The sequence below is a fragment of the Agreia sp. Leaf244 genome (assembly GCF_001422695.1).
Taxonomy (GTDB): domain Bacteria; phylum Actinomycetota; class Actinomycetes; order Actinomycetales; family Microbacteriaceae; genus Agreia.
In genome coordinates, this window is record NZ_LMLX01000004.1 from 219,944 (window position 1) to 235,333 (window position 15,390).

A 15,390-nucleotide genomic window follows, 5' to 3' on the forward strand; every position below is an offset into this window, starting at 1 on the left:
CCATGTCCGCCCAGATCCGGGATTACAACCCGTCGACCGATGCCGACGCCGTCTCCGAGTTCTACAACCGCAACCACTACGGGCCGGCGCGAGACGCGGGGGTGCTCACGGGGCGGCAGCTCAACCTCGTTCTGGCCGAGCGAGGCGTGCACATCTTCCTCATCGCAGAAGACCGGGGGCGCGTCGTCGGCACGATCGGCTACCTGCGCGTGTCGGGCCGCAGGGTGACCCGCGACGACGAGCTGTTCGCGGGCATGTTCGTGATCGATCCCGGGTACCGCGCGGGATTTCTCGCGGGGCGGCTCTTCACGACCTCCTTCGGCCGCCTCCTCGAAGACGGCATCGCCACCCTGCGGGTCGAGGTGAATCCGGCGAACGTGAAGGCGCTTCCCCTCTACGTGCGCGTCGGCTTCCGATCGGCCGAGACGCATCCGCAGCCCGACCAAGACGGCTACATCGAGCTCGTCAGCCACATGCCGGGGGTGGTCTCGCGGCTGCTGCGCGAGCTGGCGGCCGATGTGCCCCTCACAGACGTGTTCTCCACGTTCTCGTGGAGAACGATGGCGGGCGGTCGAAACCGCACGATCGGTCACGGCGTCACCGTGCACGACGGCGAGGTTCTCGTCGAGTACGACTTCACCGTTCGAGGCGACGCGATCCGCGTGCGCGTGCGAATGGAAGACGACGCGCCGGTCGACACCACGATCAATGGCGTCGTCGTCACCCCGTCGTTCTCCTCGGTCCCTGAGCTTGTCGAAGGGCTTGTCGAAGGGCCTGCCGAACGCCCGCCCCTCGGCACGCGTGCCGCGACGAGAGGGCGTCACACTCGTCGAGAGGTCGCCGTGGGCGACTACTCGGTCGAGGTGGATGCCGACGGCACGATCAGCGTTCGGCATCCGTCGTACGCCGGCCCGGTGTATCGGGATGCGCTGGCCTCGGTCGAGGGCAGACCCTCGGCCTGGCGGCGGCCTCCGTCTCACGCGCCACTCATCACCGAGCACAGGGGCGGATGGCTGCTCGCCTGGCAGGTCGATGAGGTGCGCCTGCAGAAGGAGATCTCTATCGCGGACCGCACGGTCACGACGGTGGTGCGCGGCCTCCCGAGCCGAACGCTCGCGGCCGAACCCTGGAGCTCGATTCGCGGGGCGACGGTTCGCACCTTCGTCGGCGAGTCGCCGCAATACCGGGCGCCGAACGTGCCCGGCCTGTGGCCCCGCGACCTCGTCGATTTCGAGGCCGCCCTTGACGCCGAGCCTCGTGCGAGTCGGCGGCGCATCCTGATCGACGAACCGGTGTCGGGCCTGGGACTGGGCTTCGAGTGGCACGACGCGGAGTTCGTGCGCGTCGAGGGGCAGGCGCTCGGCCGCGCCACGTCGTCGAGCTCTCTGCTCCGCTACTCCCTGACGCTCGGCGTCGCATCGCCGCACGAGGGCGACGGCGTCGACCGCCACCCCGACGGCGTCGCTCGGATCGACGGAGTCCCGAACTCTCCAGCGCTCTCCGTTCGCGACGCCGATGTCGACGTCGACAGCGGGGCCTGGGTGGCCGAGCCGAGGGGCAGGTTCGAGGCGATCGTCGCCCGCTCGTCGAGCTCATCGGGCCCGTCGGGTGAGATCGTCGTCGTCGCCGATCGGGGAGTCGTGTGCTGGACCGCCTTCGGGCACGGCGTTCTCACCTCGCCGTTCCCCACCTCTCGCACGCTCGGCCCGATCGACGACTGGGCCGCGGGCCTGTGGGTGAGCACCCAGAGCGCGCGCGAAGATCTCGAGCGCGGCGTGGGCTGGGGCGGCTCCCCGCGCGTCGGCTACAGCTCCACGCCGCCGGAGCGTGGACCCTCGTGGTCGATCGACGTGCTCGACGACGCGGTCGCCGCGCTCCGGTTGACGCTGCGGAGCGGGGCGTCGCCGACCGATCCCGAGATCGTCGCGCACCTCACTCCCAAGGTGTGGGGGTCGACGGTGTTCATCCCCGCGCATCCGAGGGGCTGGTGGGCACTCGACCGATCGGAGCGCCGGTGGTCCTGCTTCGCCCGCGCGGCACGTATCCCCCTGGCCGACGACAGGGTGCTCGTCATCGTCGCGAGCGGGGTCGACGACGAGCTGCTGATCCGATCGAGCGCCGACACGTTCCTGGTGTCGCTCATCAGCCGCGCCGAGTCCGGCCGCGCCGAGTCCGCACAAGCCGAGTCCGCTGACGCCGAGGGCGGTTCGTGGTATCTCTCGGTCGAGACGGCGGAGGTCGCCCGATGAGTCGCACCGCCGAGATCGTGTTCGTGTGCCCGGGCCGCTACAGCGTGGGCGAGCTCTACAACGCCATCGTCATGGGCCGCAGCCTCGAGGCCGCTGGAATGACGACGAGGTTCATCGTCACCGAGCAGCTCGCCGACTACGCGAAGGCGAGCGGGGTCGACGTGATCGTCCGATCCATGCGCCGCAACAGGGGCGCTGAAGTGGTCTCGACGATCGAGCAGCTGAGTCCGGATCTCGTCGTGCTCGCCGATTACCACCTGCCGTTCCTGGAACCGGGCGCAGCCGGCATCCAGAATCTCGTCTCGCCCGTCGTGCCCACCGTCATGCTCGACTCCCTCGGCTTCGGACTGTCGGGCGCCGAGGTGACGAACACGCTGGCGGGCCTGCCGGGCGCCGAGGCGCTGCGCCGGTGGTTCACGCCGACGACGAGCATCCCGCACGTCGAGAATTCGCAGGCGTTGCTGCATCCCGTTCCGGTCGCTACACCGGATGCGCCGGGCTCGTTCTCGCTGTACGACTCGGTTCCCGAGGTGGGCGCCGAGCGGCGGGCGACTCGCGAACGCTACGGCGTCGAACCGGGGCGCGCCCTGGTCGTGGTCGCCCAGTCGGCCTGGGCCGCGACCGGATTCACCCAGTTGGGCCGCACGCGCGGGCGCCAGCTGGGCAGGTCGTACGACGACCTGCGCATCGACTGGATCCTGCACTGCCTCAGCCTGGTGGGCGTCGACCTCACCGTGGTGGGGGTGCGCCGCGATGCCGCAGCGCGCGATCGGTACTCGAACGTCTCGCTCGTGCACACCCCGTTTCTCGGGCTCGACGACTTCTCCGAGCTGCTGGGGGCGGCAGATCTCTACGTCACCGACAACATCCTGTCTGCGGCGATGGCCCGGGCGGCCGTTATGGGCACGCCCTGCCTGGCGCTCGTGCATGAGCTCGACGGGGTCGCGGAGCCGACCGACGAGTTCGAGCAGAACTGGCACCCCGACATGCGCGCCCTGTTCCCCGGCTACGACTTTCCGTATCTGGTGAACCCGTTCGGCTGGATCTCGGAGGTCGGGGCGATGATGCCCGGCAACCCGTATCTGCAGTCGGTGCCGCGCGTCGATGTGTTCGACTCCCGGGCTGTCTCGGGGGCCGTGCGCACGCAGCTGTCGACCTCGGCAGACACAAGACCGACGGATGTCCTCCGCGATCCCGGAGCCGCGAGGGCCAGCCCGGTCGACGTCGTGCGGCGGGCGCTCGCGCGGCCCTCCGACCTTCTCCACACCTTTCGCACCACCGACCTGCACCACTGACCCCCACTCCACACAAACGGAACGGAAACTGATGACGATGCTCGACACAACTGCCGGCTACCACGCCCTGAGAAACACGGCGGGTGCCTACCGTCGCGGCACGAGCGTGCTGAGCGTGACCGGCCCCGACCGCACAGCGTTCGTGAGCCACCTCTGCGCCAAGCGCACCGAGTTCGCGCAGCCCGGCACGGTGACCGAGTCCATAGCGCTGTCCGACGACGGCACAGTCGAGTCGCTCATTCTCGTGGTCGTCGAAGACGAGCGGATCCTGCTGGTCTCCGACCAGGTCGTCACCATCGATGCGGCCGCGATCGCGCACGAGCTCGAGCTGCCCCAGGTCGCCGTGGCCGATGTCACCGCCGGGTTCACGGCGGCATCGGTCGAGGGTCCGCAGTCGTGGCGGGCCATCCAGCAGCTCATCGACGACGAGATCTCCTCGGTGCTCCTGAACGAGCTGAGGAGCATCTCCGTGCCCGGAACGACCGCGCCCGCGCTGCTCGCCCGCGTCGGCACGACCGCGGAGTACGGGTATCTCATTCTGGTCGAGGCGCCGTCTCACGAGACCGATGCGCTCGATCTCGCGGTGCGGCTGGCCGGCGAGGTCGGGGGAGGCGAGGTCGATCACCACGCCCTGCACCGAGCGCAGGCCGAGGTGAGCCACCCGCTCGTGCCCGCCCAGTTCGACGGCCTGTCACTGGCCGAGGCCGGAGCGCTCTGGACGCTCTCCGCCGACCGGGACGACGACTTCAGGGGGCGATCCGTTCTCATTGCGGCCCGCCCCGATCGCCGTATCGTCGCCGTCACGGCGCCCGGCGCCGATGCACCCGACGTGGGCGCCCCCGTGTTCGCGGGCGAGACGCAGGTCGGGCGCATCCAGGTGTCTCTCGCGAGAGCGGGCCTGCCCGACGGCTTCGCGCTCGCGGTTCTCGACACGCCCTTTCACGTGCCCGGCCTCACGCTCACGTCGCACGGCGTCGAGCTGCTGACCGTGTCGCGCCCCGCGGTCGACCTCGTCTCGTGGGCGGAGCCGATCGGATCATGAGCCGGATCGTCGTCACGGGCATCGGGCTCCAGGCCGCGTCGGGCCGCAACGCCGACGAGAGCTGGGTGTCGATCATGAGCGGTACCAGCGGCATCGCGCCGACCACGGTCGTGCCGACCGACGGCCTCATCAGCTCCATGGGCGGTCAGGTCTGGGGGCTGCCGGCTTCTCGGTCGACCTATCTCGACCGCTGTCACCGGCTGGCGGTGCATGCGGCCCGGGAGGCGTTGGCCGGCTCGGGCGTGCCGGAGGGCCGGGGCGAGCGCATCGCGATCTCGCTGGGAACGTCGCTGGGCGGGGCTCGAAGCGGGCAGCAGTTCCACGACCAGTGGATCAGGCGGGGACTGCGCTCGGCGAACACCGCCCTGCTGCGCCACTACCCGCTGCACAGCGTCGCAGACCACCTGGCGTCGACGTTCGGCCTCCTCGGTCCGCGCAGCGTGCAGTCGAACGCCTGCGCGGCGGGCGCCGTGGCCATCGCCTACGCCGTCGAGCTGCTCGAGTCGGGAACCTCCGACTTCGTGCTGGCCGGCGGAGTCGATCCGTTGGCGCTGCTGTCGTTCGGAGGATTCTCGTGCCTGGGTGCGCTCGACCCGCTGCCCTGTGCCCCGTACACGCGCAGTTCCGGGCTGAATCTCGGAGAGGGAGCCGGCTTCCTGGTGCTCGAGACCGAGCAGTCCGCGCTGGCCCGCGGCGCGAGCATCCACGCCGAGATCGCGGGCTACGGCCTGAGCGCCGATGCGTATCACGCGACCGCTCCCGACCCGAATGGTCGGGGTGCGCTCCGCGCCATGGAATCCGCGCTCGAGATGGCGGGGCTCGGCGCCGAGGACATCGACTACGTGAACGGCCACGGCACCGGAACGCCGGCGAACGACTCCGTGGAGCGCAAGGTCATCACGCACCTGCGGGCCGGATCGCCGCCCCCGATCAGCTCGACGAAGTCGATGATCGGCCACACGCTCGGCGCAGCGGGAGCCGTGGAGGCGGTGGTCTCGGTGCTCGCCCTGATGAATCAGCAGATTCCGCCGACGCACGTGCCGGAGGGCACGGACGCGGCAGACGACGTGGACATCGTCGCCGGGGTCGGCCGGGCCGCCGAGCTCTCCGTCGTCGTCTCGAACTCCTTCGCGTTCGGCGGCAACAACGCGTCGCTCGTGATCCGCTCCCGTCCCTCCGGGCCCGAGGCCGACGTCCCTCGTCACGGTGTGGTCGTCACGGGCATCGGCGCGATCGCCGGATCGGCGGCGACGACATCGGATGTGCGCCGGCATTTTCTCGAGGCGACGCCCGTCTTCGGCAGCGAGACCGTGCAGCTGGAGCACTTCGGAGCCTTCGTGACGGCGGAGATCCCCTCGGCCGACCTCACGGCGGGCATCAATCCGCAGCACCTGAGACGAATGGACACCCTCGGTCGCCGGGCCGCCATCGCGGCCGGCCAGCTGCTGCGCGAGCGCCGACTGTCGCGCGAGGAGGCGACGGGCACGGGGCTGTTCTCGGCCACGGGCACCGGACCGGTCTCGACCATCGAGGCCTTCGAACGCGAACTCCTCGAGACCGGAACGGGAAACACCCGCCTGTTCCCGAACACGGTCATGAACGCGGCCGCGGGGCACGTGGCGTTGTTGAACAGGTTGCAGGGGCCGACCGCCACGATCTCGGCCGGGGGAACCAGCGGGATCTCGGCCCTGCACTTCGCCAGCGCCCTGATCGCCAGGGGAGCGGCCGACCGCATCATGGTCGTGGGCGCCGACGAGTCCCCCGCGGCCATGCTCGCCGGATACGCGCGCATTCCCGGCTATCTCGCCCGCACCGACTCGGTGCCGTTCGGGCGTTCGGGCCGCCTTCTCGGGGGCGCGGGAGTCGCCATCCTCCTCGAACGCGAGGGCCTGGCGCCGAGCGAGTCCGTGCTGGGCAGGCTCTCGGGATTCGGGCTCACGGGCGACGCGAGTGGAGCAGGGCGCCTGAGCGAGGGGAGCGAGGCCTGGGCGCGCTCGTTCACGCTGGCGCTCGCCGATGCCGCGGTCGACGCATCCGCGGTCGACGCGATCGTCTCGGCCGCGTGCGGTCGCGATCAGGTCGACGGGCTCGAGCGAGACGCGCTCGAGCTCGCCGGCATCGCGGGCGTGCCCCTGACCGCGCCGAAGAGCGTCTTCGGCGACGCGGGTGCGGCCTCGGCCCTGCTCGGGGTGGCGCAGGCGATCTGGATGGGCCAGGCCGGACGCATCCCCGCCAGCAGGGCCGTTCCGGTCGGCGCGCCGCCTGCCCTCGTCTCCGTCGATGGTCTCGACGCCGCGGTCTCGAGAACACTCGTCTCGTCGTACGAGGTCGGCGGCAGCTATCAGTCGGTCGTCGTGGAGCGGGCGGGATCTTGACCCGTGGCGCACCCCCGCATCTGGATCTTCGCCGCGCAGTCGACGCGCGTCGACGACTTCGGACGCGGGCGCGCGCCTTCCGGTCTGCGCGCGGTGACACGGGCGGCGAGCCTCGGCGACTGCTCGTCGGGCCCGCACCCCTGTGTCATCGAACGAGACCGCTTCGGGGCGTCGTCGTGCGCTCGGTGTCGCGACACCTGGTCGGCGACGCACTCCGGGGGCGTCGTGCTGGCGGCGCGCTCGGGGCGGCCGGTCGGCGTCGATGTCGAGGCCCCGAGAAGCCGGCCCGCCGCGTTCAGATTCCTGACCCGGGTGACGGGCGCATCCATCGTGTCGATCGAGCAGTGGACCCAGGCCGAGGCGATCTGGAAGGCAGGCGGGCAGGCGCATCGACGGCCCCGGCCCGGGGAGCTCGTGATGCCGGAGTCGTACGCGAACGGATGGAACAGCACCGCCGATTCGGCCTGGAGGGTGTTCACGCATCTCGAGCCAGGCCTCGTGTGGAGCATCGCGGTGCCGAGCGGCGGCCGCCCTGCGCTGGAGGTGCGCGACCTGCGGCGTGCGCCCGCTCTCTGAGCCTGTGCCCCGTTCCCTGAGCCCCCGTTCCCTGAGCCTGTCGAAGGGCCATGCAATCAAAGGGCTCGTCGGCGAGACGAATCCTCAGCGCCGTGTGGCGTCATCGCGCCCATCCCGGCGCGGCGGATGGGCACGACGCCGCTACGCGATTGACGAGCCTGGGTCGTGTGGCGTCATGTGGCCCTTCGCCAGCGCTTGGATGGGCGCGACGGCGCCACACGATGGCAGCCCTCGCTCGAAGCCGGCCTCGACCACCGGCTGAGCCCCCGTTCCCTGAGCCTGTCGAAGGGGCCCGAGACAGAAGAGTCCGCCCGGCTAGCGGCTGCCGCCGCGCCTGCGCGGAGCCGCGGAGCGCGGAGGGGTCAACCGCATGTGGTCGCGCACCATCGTCAGCGTGCGCGCGAGTTCCTCGACGTCGGCGGCGCCGAGAGGAGCCAGGAAAACCTTCTTGAGTACGTCGATGTGGCCGGGGAACACAGTCGCCAGAACGGCCCGGCCCGCATCCGTTATCGTCACCGTCACCCCGCGTTCGTCGTCGACCGACGGCGCCCGGGTCACGAGGCCGGCGGTCTCGAGCAGCCCTGCCTGATGCGTGAGGCCGCTGCGGCTGTAGACGACGCCGTCGGCCAGGTCGGTCATGCGCATCGCCCCCTTCGGTGAGTCGCCGAGCGTCGCCAGCAGCTGGAACTGCACGTAGCTGAGCCCGCCGGCTTCCTTGAGCTGCAGCTCGACAGCGTGGCGCAGCAGGCTGCTCACCTCGATGAGCGCGAAGTACGCGCCGAGCTCTGCGGGTTTCAGGGAGGCGGCTTCGTCGGTCATGCATCGATTCTAGTTGCTTCGACTTCGAAGCAGTGTTATGGTCATGACAAGTGCTTCGACATCGAAGCAAAACAGACTGAAGGAGACATCATGAAGGCAATGCGATTCCACGTCACGGGCGAACCGAGCGTTCTGAAGCTCGACGACGTGGAGACCCCGACTCCAGGAAGCGGCGAGGTGCGGATCAGGGTCGCGGCCTCGGCGTTCAGCCCTGCCGACAACGGAATCCGCGCGGGCTTCCTGCCCATTCCGGTAACGCTGCCGCACACCCCCGGCTACGACGTGTCGGGCACGATCGACGCCCTCGGCGACGACGTCTCGGGCTTCACGGTCGGCGACCGCGTCATCGGCTTCCTGCCCATGACCGCGCCCGGGGCGGCGGCCGAGTTCGTCATCGCGCCGGCGAACGTGCTGGTCGCGGCGCCCTCGAGTATTCCCCTCGCCGATGCCGCGGCCATCCCCTCTGTCGCCCTCACCGCCTGGCAGGCGCTCTTCGACGAGGCGTCGATCGCCGAGGGCCAGAGGGTGCTGATCGTGGGCGCCGGCGGCGCGGTCGGCGGATTCGCGATCGGACTCGCCAAGCACGCCGGCGCGAACGTGATCGCTACGGCCAGTGCGCGCAGCCACGAGAGCGTGCGCGCGGCGGGCGCCGACGTCGTCATCGACCACACACGGGATAGCGTGCTCGACGCGGTCACCGAACCGGTCGACGTGCTGTTGAACCTGGCGCCCATCGATCCCGAGGAGTTCACGGCGCTCGTCGGTCTCGTGCGCGACGGCGGCGTGGTCGTGAGCACGACCGCGTGGATGCCGGCACCGAGCGACGAGAGCCGCGGCGTGCGTTCGGTCGTTATGTATGTGCGCAGCGACGCCGAGCGGCTGGCCCGCATCGTCTCGCTGGTCGACGAGGGTGTTCTGCGCGTCGAGATCGCCCGGCGGGTGCCGCTCGCCGAGCTCGCCGGCATCCACCAGCAGGCGGCCGACGGCACACTGCGCGGAAAGGTGATCGTGCTGCCCAACGCGTGAGCGCCCTTGCACGATCGACCCCGCGCTGCCTAGCGTGATGGTCATGACCGGGCAATCGGATGCGAGCGTCGTCATCGCGGGCGGCGGACCGGCCGGGCTCTTTCTCGGCCTTCTCCTCGCCCGCGCCGGCGTTCGCACAACGGTGCTCGAGAAGCACGCCGACTTCCTGCGCGACTTTCGCGGAGACACCGTGCACCCCAGTACGCTCACGATGCTCGATGATCTCGGTCTGTTCGACCGCTTCGACGCCCTGCCGCACTCGAAGATCAGAACGGTCTCGCTGCCGGCCGGCGATGGTTCGGAGGTGACCATGGCCGACTTCGGTCGACTGACGGTGGCGCACCCCTACATCGCCATGGTTCCGCAGTGGGATCTGCTGGATCTGCTCGCCGACGCCGGCCGGGCCGAGCCCGCGTTCACCCTGAGGATGCGGCACGAGGTGACCGGCGTCATCCGTGAGGGTGGCCGGGCCGTAGGCGTGAGGTACGAATCACCCGACGGGGCCGGAGAGATCAGGGCCGACCTCGTGGTGGCCTGCGATGGACGCTCCTCGACCGTGCGCGCGGCGGCGAAACTCCCGGTGAAGAGGTTCGCGGTCGACTTCGATGCGTGGTGGTTCCGCGTGACGACGACGAGATTCGTGGGCGAGCAGCTGATACCCCGACTGGGCGGCGGTCATGTCATGATCTGCATTCCTCGGCAGGGCTACCTGCAGATCGCCTCCCTCGGGCCGAAGGGCACCGATCACCAGCTGCGGGCTCGGGGCGTCGACGCGCTCAGGGCCGACGTCGCATCCCTCGTGCCCGAGCTCGAAGCAGACGTGCACAACCTCCACTCGATGGACGACGTCAAGCATCTCGACGTCAAGCTCGACCGGCTCACGAGGTGGCACAGGCCCGGCCTGCTCTGCATCGGTGACGCGGCCCACGCCATGTCGCCGGTCGGCGGCGTGGGCATCAATCTCGCCGTGCAGGATGCCGTCGCGACCGCCCGCATCATCGCGTCACCGCTGCTGCGGGGCGAGTTCGCAGACGGCGGCTCCCGGGTGCTCGCACGGGTTCGACGACGTCGCCTCCTGCCGACCGTGCTCATCCAGGGCCTGCAGCGGGTGCTGCACCGGCGACTCATCGATCCGGCGCTCGACGCGCGAGTCGCCCGGCCGCCGCGCGGTCTTCTGACTCTCGTGCGAACCGTGCCCGCGCTTTCCGGCGTCGCCGCGCGGTTCATCGGCATCGGGCCGCGACCCGAGCGCGTTCCGGCATTCGCGCGCCGGCCAGAGTCCTCGGGCAGGTAGGCCGATAGGCCGATAGGCCGGTAGGCCGGTAGGCCGGGCCGCAGCTGTTGCCTCAGGCCTCGGGATCCCGCGCATCCCACCCCGGGGTGTCGAGGCGGATGACGTCGGCTCCCACATAGCTCTGCAGGGTCTGCTCGAGGGCGGCCACCGCGTCTGCCCCGACCTGGCTCTCCCACTCGGCGCGGAGCCGGTCGAAGATCGCCTCGCCCTCGCGCATCATCGTCAGCCCGCGCTCGGTGACCCGCAGCTGCATGCGGCGTTTGTCGGAGGGGTCCGGCTCCCGTGTCACGAAGCCGCGGCCCTCGAGCAGCGTGATCGTCTTGGCGGCCGCCTGCTTGGTGATCGACATCGCCCGCCCGAGCTCGGAGGCGCTGTCGGCCCCGGCGAGGATCGAGTGGAGCGCAAAGTCATGCACCGGCCGCACGTCGTCGTATCCGAGCTTCGACAGCTCTTCCGAGCCGCGGTCGGCCATGCTGCGGAAGCCGGCGAGCAGCAGCAGCGCGAGATCGGCACCTCTTCTGGACATAGCCACAGTGTACGACGCGTATTGACATGGACAACCCTGTTGTCTATTGTGATTAGACAACCTTGTTGTCTAATTAAGGAGCAATCATGACCGTCATCACCCCGCTGGGCGCAACCATCGCCGAGGTCACTCACCACCTGGTCGACGTGAACGACACGCGGCTGCACTACGTCTCCGCCGGCGAGACGGGATCGCCCATCGTGCTGGTGCACGGATGGCCCGAGACCTGGTGGGCGTTCCGCAAGCTCATTCCCCTGCTCGCCCGCACACACCGCGTCTACGCGCTCGACCTTCGGGGATTCGGAGATTCCGCGACCACAGACGGGACATGGGAGCCGCAGGTCGCCGCAGACGATCTGCATCACCTCGTCGACCACCTCGGCGTCGGCCCGGTGCACCTGCTCTGCCAGGACATCAGCGGCGGGGTCGCCTTCCGCTTCGCCGCGACCCACCCCGACGACCTCCTCAGCTTCACGGCGACCGAGTCGAGTCTGGTGGGCTTCGGGCTCGAGCAACTCGCCGACGTGAACGGCTTCGGATCGTGGCACGTGGGGTTCCTGGGCGCCCCCGGAATTCCGAGCCTGCTGCTACCCGGCCGCGAACGCACCCTCCTCGCCGACTGGGCGTATCCGCTGATGAGCGGCACCGAGGGCGCGGTCACCGAGGCAGACCTCGACGAGTTCGTGCGCACATACTCTCGGGTGAACGGATGGCGCGGCACCGAGAGTCTCTACAGGGCGATCTTCACAGACAAGGGGGCCACCGCCGCACTTGCGCGGGACCATTCGATCTCCGTGCCGGTGCTCGCGGTCGACGGGCCGAATGCCCCGTTCACCGCGAACTCGTTCCGAGCCGTCAGCGGTCGCGAGTTCACAGCGGTTCACATCGAGGGAGTGGGCCACCTCGTAGCGCAGGAGGCGCCCGAGAGGCTGGCGGCCGCGATGCTCGACGTCATCTCCGGCGTCGACGGCGAGACATCTATGTGACCACGGGAAGGCTGTGCCAGGTCTCGAACGCGACCGCGGCCGCACCTTCCGCGTCACGGGCAGCGCACAACGCGATCAGCTCGTCGTGCGCGTCGACGGACGCCGTGCCGCTCGACGCGAATCGCATACGCTCGACTCGGCGAACCACCGGGCCGAATTGGTCGAGAACGGCGGCGACGGCCTTGTTCCCCAGTGCGCGCACAGGCACGGCGTGCAGCTCCTCGTCGGCCGCGAGGGCGGCGTCCACATCTCCGGCCGCGATCGCAGCCGAGAACGAGCGGTTCGCTGCTCGCATCCGGTCGAGGTCGTCGTCGGTCAGGATGGCGACGGTTTCGCGCACCGCCAGCTGGTGCATGGCGGCCAGCACATCGCGGGCATCGCGCACAGCTCGGTCGTCGATAGCGCTGACTGTCGTGGACTTGCCCGGCTGCGCCACGACCAGGCCGCTCGCAGCCAGTCGGAGGAGCGCCTCGCGCACGGGAGTCCGGCTGACCCCGAGCCATGTGGCGAGGTCGACGTCCTTCAGCTGTTCGCCGGGCGCAAACGTTCCATCGACGACGGCATCACGCAGACGCTCGTAGACATTGTTTCGCAGCAGCGTTCGATCGATGGGGCGACCATCTCCGGGAATAGGCATGCAATATATTGCGCACACTGTGGGCTGCGGAGCAACTCGAGGCGGCGTGGGAATTTTTCCGCCCTCTTGTCCTTTGTCATGAGCATGCAATATATTGCGTATCACCACCGACAAACCATGAAAGGAAACACCATGTCGACCAACGCCTTCGCCCCCGAGAACACCAAGCCCACCGTCGTGCTCGTGCACGGAGCCTTCGCCGAGTCGTCGAGCTGGAACGGTGTCATCGAGCGCCTCCACTCCGAGGGTCTGCCCGTCGTCGCCGTCGCCAACCCGCTCCGCGGCCTCGCCCAGGATGCCGAGTACCTTCGCAGTGTCATCGATCACATCGACGGCCCCGTCGTCGTTGCGGGCCACTCGTACGGCGGTTCGGTACTGAGCGAAGCGACCGACGGGGCCGACACTGTGCGCGCGCTCGTCTACATCGCCAGCTTCCTCCTCGAGCCGGGCGAGAGCACGAGCGACCTCGCAGGCAAGTTCCCGGGCGGCGAGCTCGGAACCGCTCTGACCCAGGCCCCCTACGCGGCGGGCCCGAACAGCGGCGACGACCTCTACATCGAGCAGAACGCGTTCCGTGCCGTCTTCGCTGCCGACGTCTCGGAGAGCACGGCGGCGCTGATGGCAGCGACCCAGCGTCCGATCGCCGGGGCGGCCCTGGCCGACGCCGCGACCAAGGCGGGGTGGAAGACCATTCCCTCGTGGACGCTGATCACCCTGCAGGACCTCGCCGTTCCCGCCGAGGCCCAGCGGTTCATGGCGGCGCGAGCCGGCTCGCGCGCGGTCGAGCTCGATGCATCCCACGCCGTGACCGTGTCCGAGCCCGGAGCGGTCGCCGATCTCATCCTCGATGCGGTGCGCGAGACCGTTCGGTAGCCGACCGAATCCACCGCGGGAAGGCAACGATCATGACTGTCGCGGTATTCGGAATCCCGCTGTGGGCGGAGCTCCTCGCGGCCGGCCTCGGCGGTCTGCAGGGCGCCCTGTTCGCCGCCGGTGTGAGAGAACGGCGCATCGACATCCTGGGTGTGATGGTGATCGGCATGGGAGTCGCGCTCGGCGGGAGCCTGCTGCGAGATGTGATTCTCAACCAGCCGCCCGTGGTGGTCTGGAGCAGCTGGTACCTGGTCGTCGCGGCCGCCGCCGCGCTGCTCGGCATGGCGCTTCAGCCACTCTTGCGGCATGTCGACTGGGTCGTCGTCGTGCTCGACGCCGTGGTCATCGGAACCTTCGGGGCCATCGGCACGACGAAGGCCCTCTCGCTGGGTGTAGGCGAGGTCGGTGCGCTGCTGGTCGGGGTGGTGGGTGCGGTGGGCGGTTCGATCATCCGTGATCTGCTGCTCGGGCTGCCCGTCGCCTTCCTTCAGGTCGGAGAGCTCTTCGTCGTCGCCGCGGGCGCGGGCGCGGCAGCTCTCATCCTGCTCGTGGCCGTCAGTGTGCCGATACCGATCGCCGGGATCGTCTGCATCGCGATCACGACGGTCGTGCGGATCGGCGCCGTGCGCTTCAACTGGAGGTTCCCGGAACAACGGCCCCTGCCCCGGGTCGCATGGAGAAGCGGCCGAGCCTGACGGGGGAGTCTCCGCGCGCTGAGTGTTTCTGAACGCGACGGATGTTGCCGGGCGACCGGCAACATCCGTCGCCACGGGCGACACTCGCTCGAGAGCGAGGGCGCTCGGGTCGAGCTACTGCTGGATGAACGCCAGCAGGTCGGGGTTGATCACGTCGGCGTGCGTCGTCAGCATGCCGTGCGGGTAGCCCTCGTAGATCTTGAGCGTGGAGTTCTGCAGCAGCTCGTGCTGCTTCAGCGACGCGTCCTTGTAGGGAACGACCTGGTCGTCGTCGCCCTGCGTCACGAGAACCGGAACGCTGATCGCCTTCAGGTCTTCGGTCTGGTCGGTCTCGGAGAAGGCCTTGATTCCTTCGTAGTGTGCCAGCGCGCTGCCCGTCATTCCCTGGCGCCACCAGTTGTCGATCACCGGCTGCGAGACCTTCGCGCCTTCACGGTTGAAGCTGTAGAACGGGCCGGATGCGACGGCCACGTAGAACTCGGCCCGGTTGGCGGCGAGGGCTTCGCGGAATCCGTCGAAGACCTCGATGGGCGTTCCTTCGGGGTTCGCGTCGGTCTTCACCATCAGCGGGGGCACGGATGAGACGAGCACGGCCTTTGCGACGCGGCCCTGCGGCTCCCCGTACTGCGCGACGTAGCGGGCGACCTGTCCGCCACCGGTGGAGTGACCGATGTGGATCGCGTTCTTCAGGTCGAGGTGCTCGACGACGGCCGAGACATCGCTGGCGTAGTGGTCCATGTCGTGGCCGGTGCCGATGTCGGTCGACCGACCGTGGCCGCGACGGTCGCTCGCGATGACCCGGTAGCCCTTGGAGTGGAAGAACAGCATCTGCGCGTCCCAGTCGTCGCTCGACAGCGGCCAGCCGTGGTGGAACACGATGGGCTGGGCGTCCTTCGATCCCCAGTCCTTGTAGTAGATCTCCGTGCCATCTTCTGTTGTCACAAACGCCATGATTGACCTCCGATTTCGTGTCGAACCAAGTCGTGCTCGGGACGAC

The 15,390-nt window shown here is 69.4% G+C and carries 14 protein-coding genes; 10 read left to right on the forward strand and 4 right to left on the reverse strand.

The window, feature by feature from the left end; translation table 11 throughout:
* Positions 1-2 precede the first annotated feature (2 nt).
* From ASF06_RS13045 to ASF06_RS13065, 5 genes are read left to right on the forward strand one after another with little or no spacing between them, the layout of a single operon-like run.
* Entirely contained in the window at positions 3-2,249 is a 2,247-nt protein-coding gene (locus tag ASF06_RS13045) for a GNAT family N-acetyltransferase (protein ID WP_055947807.1), read from the forward strand.
* A complete protein-coding gene (locus tag ASF06_RS19720; RefSeq protein WP_055947811.1) occupies positions 2,246-3,544 on the forward strand; it encodes a DUF6365 family protein in 1,299 nt (432 codons plus the stop codon). The genes ASF06_RS13045 and ASF06_RS19720 overlap by 4 nt, the downstream gene beginning before the upstream one ends.
* Positions 3,545-3,581: 37 nt before the next feature.
* Positions 3,582-4,586: an aminomethyl transferase family protein gene (locus tag ASF06_RS13055; RefSeq protein WP_162237704.1), complete on the forward strand. Its 1,005-nt coding sequence runs from the start codon at positions 3,582-3,584 to the stop codon at positions 4,584-4,586.
* The gene (locus tag ASF06_RS13060) at positions 4,583-6,961 is read left to right on the forward strand and encodes a beta-ketoacyl-[acyl-carrier-protein] synthase family protein (RefSeq protein WP_055948500.1); all 2,379 of its coding nucleotides are present in this window, start codon (positions 4,583-4,585) and stop codon (positions 6,959-6,961) included. Before ASF06_RS13055 ends, ASF06_RS13060 begins: the two co-directional genes overlap by 4 nt.
* 3 nt (positions 6,962-6,964) lie before the next feature.
* On the forward strand, positions 6,965-7,537 hold the full coding sequence (locus ASF06_RS13065) for a hypothetical protein (protein WP_055947816.1): 573 nt from the start codon (positions 6,965-6,967) through the stop codon (positions 7,535-7,537).
* A 315-nt stretch (positions 7,538-7,852) separates the two neighbouring features.
* On the opposite strand, the gene ASF06_RS13070 is transcribed toward ASF06_RS13065, so the two are convergent.
* On the reverse strand, positions 7,853-8,356 hold the full coding sequence (locus ASF06_RS13070) for a MarR family winged helix-turn-helix transcriptional regulator (RefSeq protein ID WP_055947819.1): 504 nt from the start codon (positions 8,354-8,356) through the stop codon (positions 7,853-7,855).
* A gap of 90 nt (positions 8,357-8,446) precedes the next feature.
* Between ASF06_RS13070 and ASF06_RS13075 the strand changes: the two genes are divergently transcribed.
* Positions 8,447-9,382 (forward strand): NADP-dependent oxidoreductase, encoded by a 936-nt coding sequence (locus ASF06_RS13075; RefSeq protein WP_055947822.1) that lies wholly within the window; start codon positions 8,447-8,449, stop codon positions 9,380-9,382.
* A gap of 43 nt (positions 9,383-9,425) precedes the next feature.
* The gene (locus tag ASF06_RS13080; RefSeq protein WP_055948503.1) at positions 9,426-10,676 is read left to right on the forward strand and encodes an FAD-dependent oxidoreductase; all 1,251 of its coding nucleotides are present in this window, start codon (positions 9,426-9,428) and stop codon (positions 10,674-10,676) included.
* 52 nt (positions 10,677-10,728) lie between these two features.
* On the opposite strand, the gene ASF06_RS13085 is transcribed toward ASF06_RS13080, so the two are convergent.
* Positions 10,729-11,202, reverse strand: a complete 474-nt coding sequence (locus tag ASF06_RS13085) for a MarR family winged helix-turn-helix transcriptional regulator (RefSeq protein ID WP_055947825.1) — start codon at positions 11,200-11,202, stop codon at positions 10,729-10,731.
* Positions 11,203-11,288: 86 nt separating this feature from the next.
* Between ASF06_RS13085 and ASF06_RS13090 the strand changes: the two genes are divergently transcribed.
* Positions 11,289-12,188 (forward strand): alpha/beta fold hydrolase, encoded by a 900-nt coding sequence (locus tag ASF06_RS13090; protein WP_055947829.1) that lies wholly within the window; start codon positions 11,289-11,291, stop codon positions 12,186-12,188.
* Here the strand turns inward: ASF06_RS13090 and ASF06_RS13095 are convergent.
* Positions 12,181-12,825, reverse strand: coding sequence for a GntR family transcriptional regulator (locus tag ASF06_RS13095; RefSeq protein ID WP_055947833.1), 645 nt, complete (start codon positions 12,823-12,825; stop codon positions 12,181-12,183). The genes ASF06_RS13090 and ASF06_RS13095 overlap by 8 nt on opposite strands.
* A gap of 132 nt (positions 12,826-12,957) precedes the next feature.
* Here ASF06_RS13095 and ASF06_RS13100 point away from each other — a divergent pair, with 132 nt between their 5' ends.
* Together ASF06_RS13100 and ASF06_RS13105 are read left to right on the forward strand one after the other, a co-directional pair.
* Positions 12,958-13,698 (forward strand): alpha/beta fold hydrolase, encoded by a 741-nt coding sequence (locus tag ASF06_RS13100; RefSeq protein ID WP_055947836.1) that lies wholly within the window; start codon positions 12,958-12,960, stop codon positions 13,696-13,698.
* Positions 13,699-13,730: 32 nt separating this feature from the next.
* Positions 13,731-14,393: a trimeric intracellular cation channel family protein gene (locus ASF06_RS13105; protein WP_055947840.1), complete on the forward strand. Its 663-nt coding sequence runs from the start codon at positions 13,731-13,733 to the stop codon at positions 14,391-14,393.
* 114 nt (positions 14,394-14,507) lie between these two features.
* On the opposite strand, the gene ASF06_RS13110 is transcribed toward ASF06_RS13105, so the two are convergent.
* Positions 14,508-15,344, reverse strand: coding sequence for an alpha/beta fold hydrolase (locus tag ASF06_RS13110; RefSeq protein WP_055947844.1), 837 nt, complete (start codon positions 15,342-15,344; stop codon positions 14,508-14,510).
* Positions 15,345-15,390: the final 46 nt, after the last annotated feature.

What these genes read in the sequence shown, in the direction of transcription:
- ASF06_RS13100 (WP_055947836.1), top strand. Translation starts at nt 12,958, where the DNA reads ATGTCGACCAACGCCTTCGCCCCCGAGAACACCAAGCCCACCGTCGTG.
- ASF06_RS19720 (WP_055947811.1), top strand. Translation starts at nt 2,246, where the DNA reads ATGAGTCGCACCGCCGAGATCGTGTTCGTGTGCCCGGGCCGCTACAGC.
- ASF06_RS13070 (WP_055947819.1), bottom strand. Translation starts at nt 8,356, where the DNA reads ATGACCGACGAAGCCGCCTCCCTGAAACCCGCAGAGCTCGGCGCGTAC.
- ASF06_RS13060 (WP_055948500.1), top strand. Translation starts at nt 4,583, where the DNA reads ATGAGCCGGATCGTCGTCACGGGCATCGGGCTCCAGGCCGCGTCGGGC.
- ASF06_RS13090 (WP_055947829.1), top strand. Translation starts at nt 11,289, where the DNA reads ATGACCGTCATCACCCCGCTGGGCGCAACCATCGCCGAGGTCACTCAC.
- ASF06_RS13110 (WP_055947844.1), bottom strand. Translation starts at nt 15,344, where the DNA reads ATGGCGTTTGTGACAACAGAAGATGGCACGGAGATCTACTACAAGGAC.
- ASF06_RS13045 (WP_055947807.1), top strand. Translation starts at nt 3, where the DNA reads ATGTCCGCCCAGATCCGGGATTACAACCCGTCGACCGATGCCGACGCC.
- ASF06_RS13105 (WP_055947840.1), top strand. Translation starts at nt 13,731, where the DNA reads ATGACTGTCGCGGTATTCGGAATCCCGCTGTGGGCGGAGCTCCTCGCG.
- ASF06_RS13075 (WP_055947822.1), top strand. Translation starts at nt 8,447, where the DNA reads ATGAAGGCAATGCGATTCCACGTCACGGGCGAACCGAGCGTTCTGAAG.
- ASF06_RS13085 (WP_055947825.1), bottom strand. Translation starts at nt 11,202, where the DNA reads ATGTCCAGAAGAGGTGCCGATCTCGCGCTGCTGCTGCTCGCCGGCTTC.
- ASF06_RS13055 (WP_162237704.1), top strand. Translation starts at nt 3,582, where the DNA reads ATGCTCGACACAACTGCCGGCTACCACGCCCTGAGAAACACGGCGGGT.
- ASF06_RS13095 (WP_055947833.1), bottom strand. Translation starts at nt 12,825, where the DNA reads ATGCCTATTCCCGGAGATGGTCGCCCCATCGATCGAACGCTGCTGCGA.
- ASF06_RS13080 (WP_055948503.1), top strand. Translation starts at nt 9,426, where the DNA reads ATGACCGGGCAATCGGATGCGAGCGTCGTCATCGCGGGCGGCGGACCG.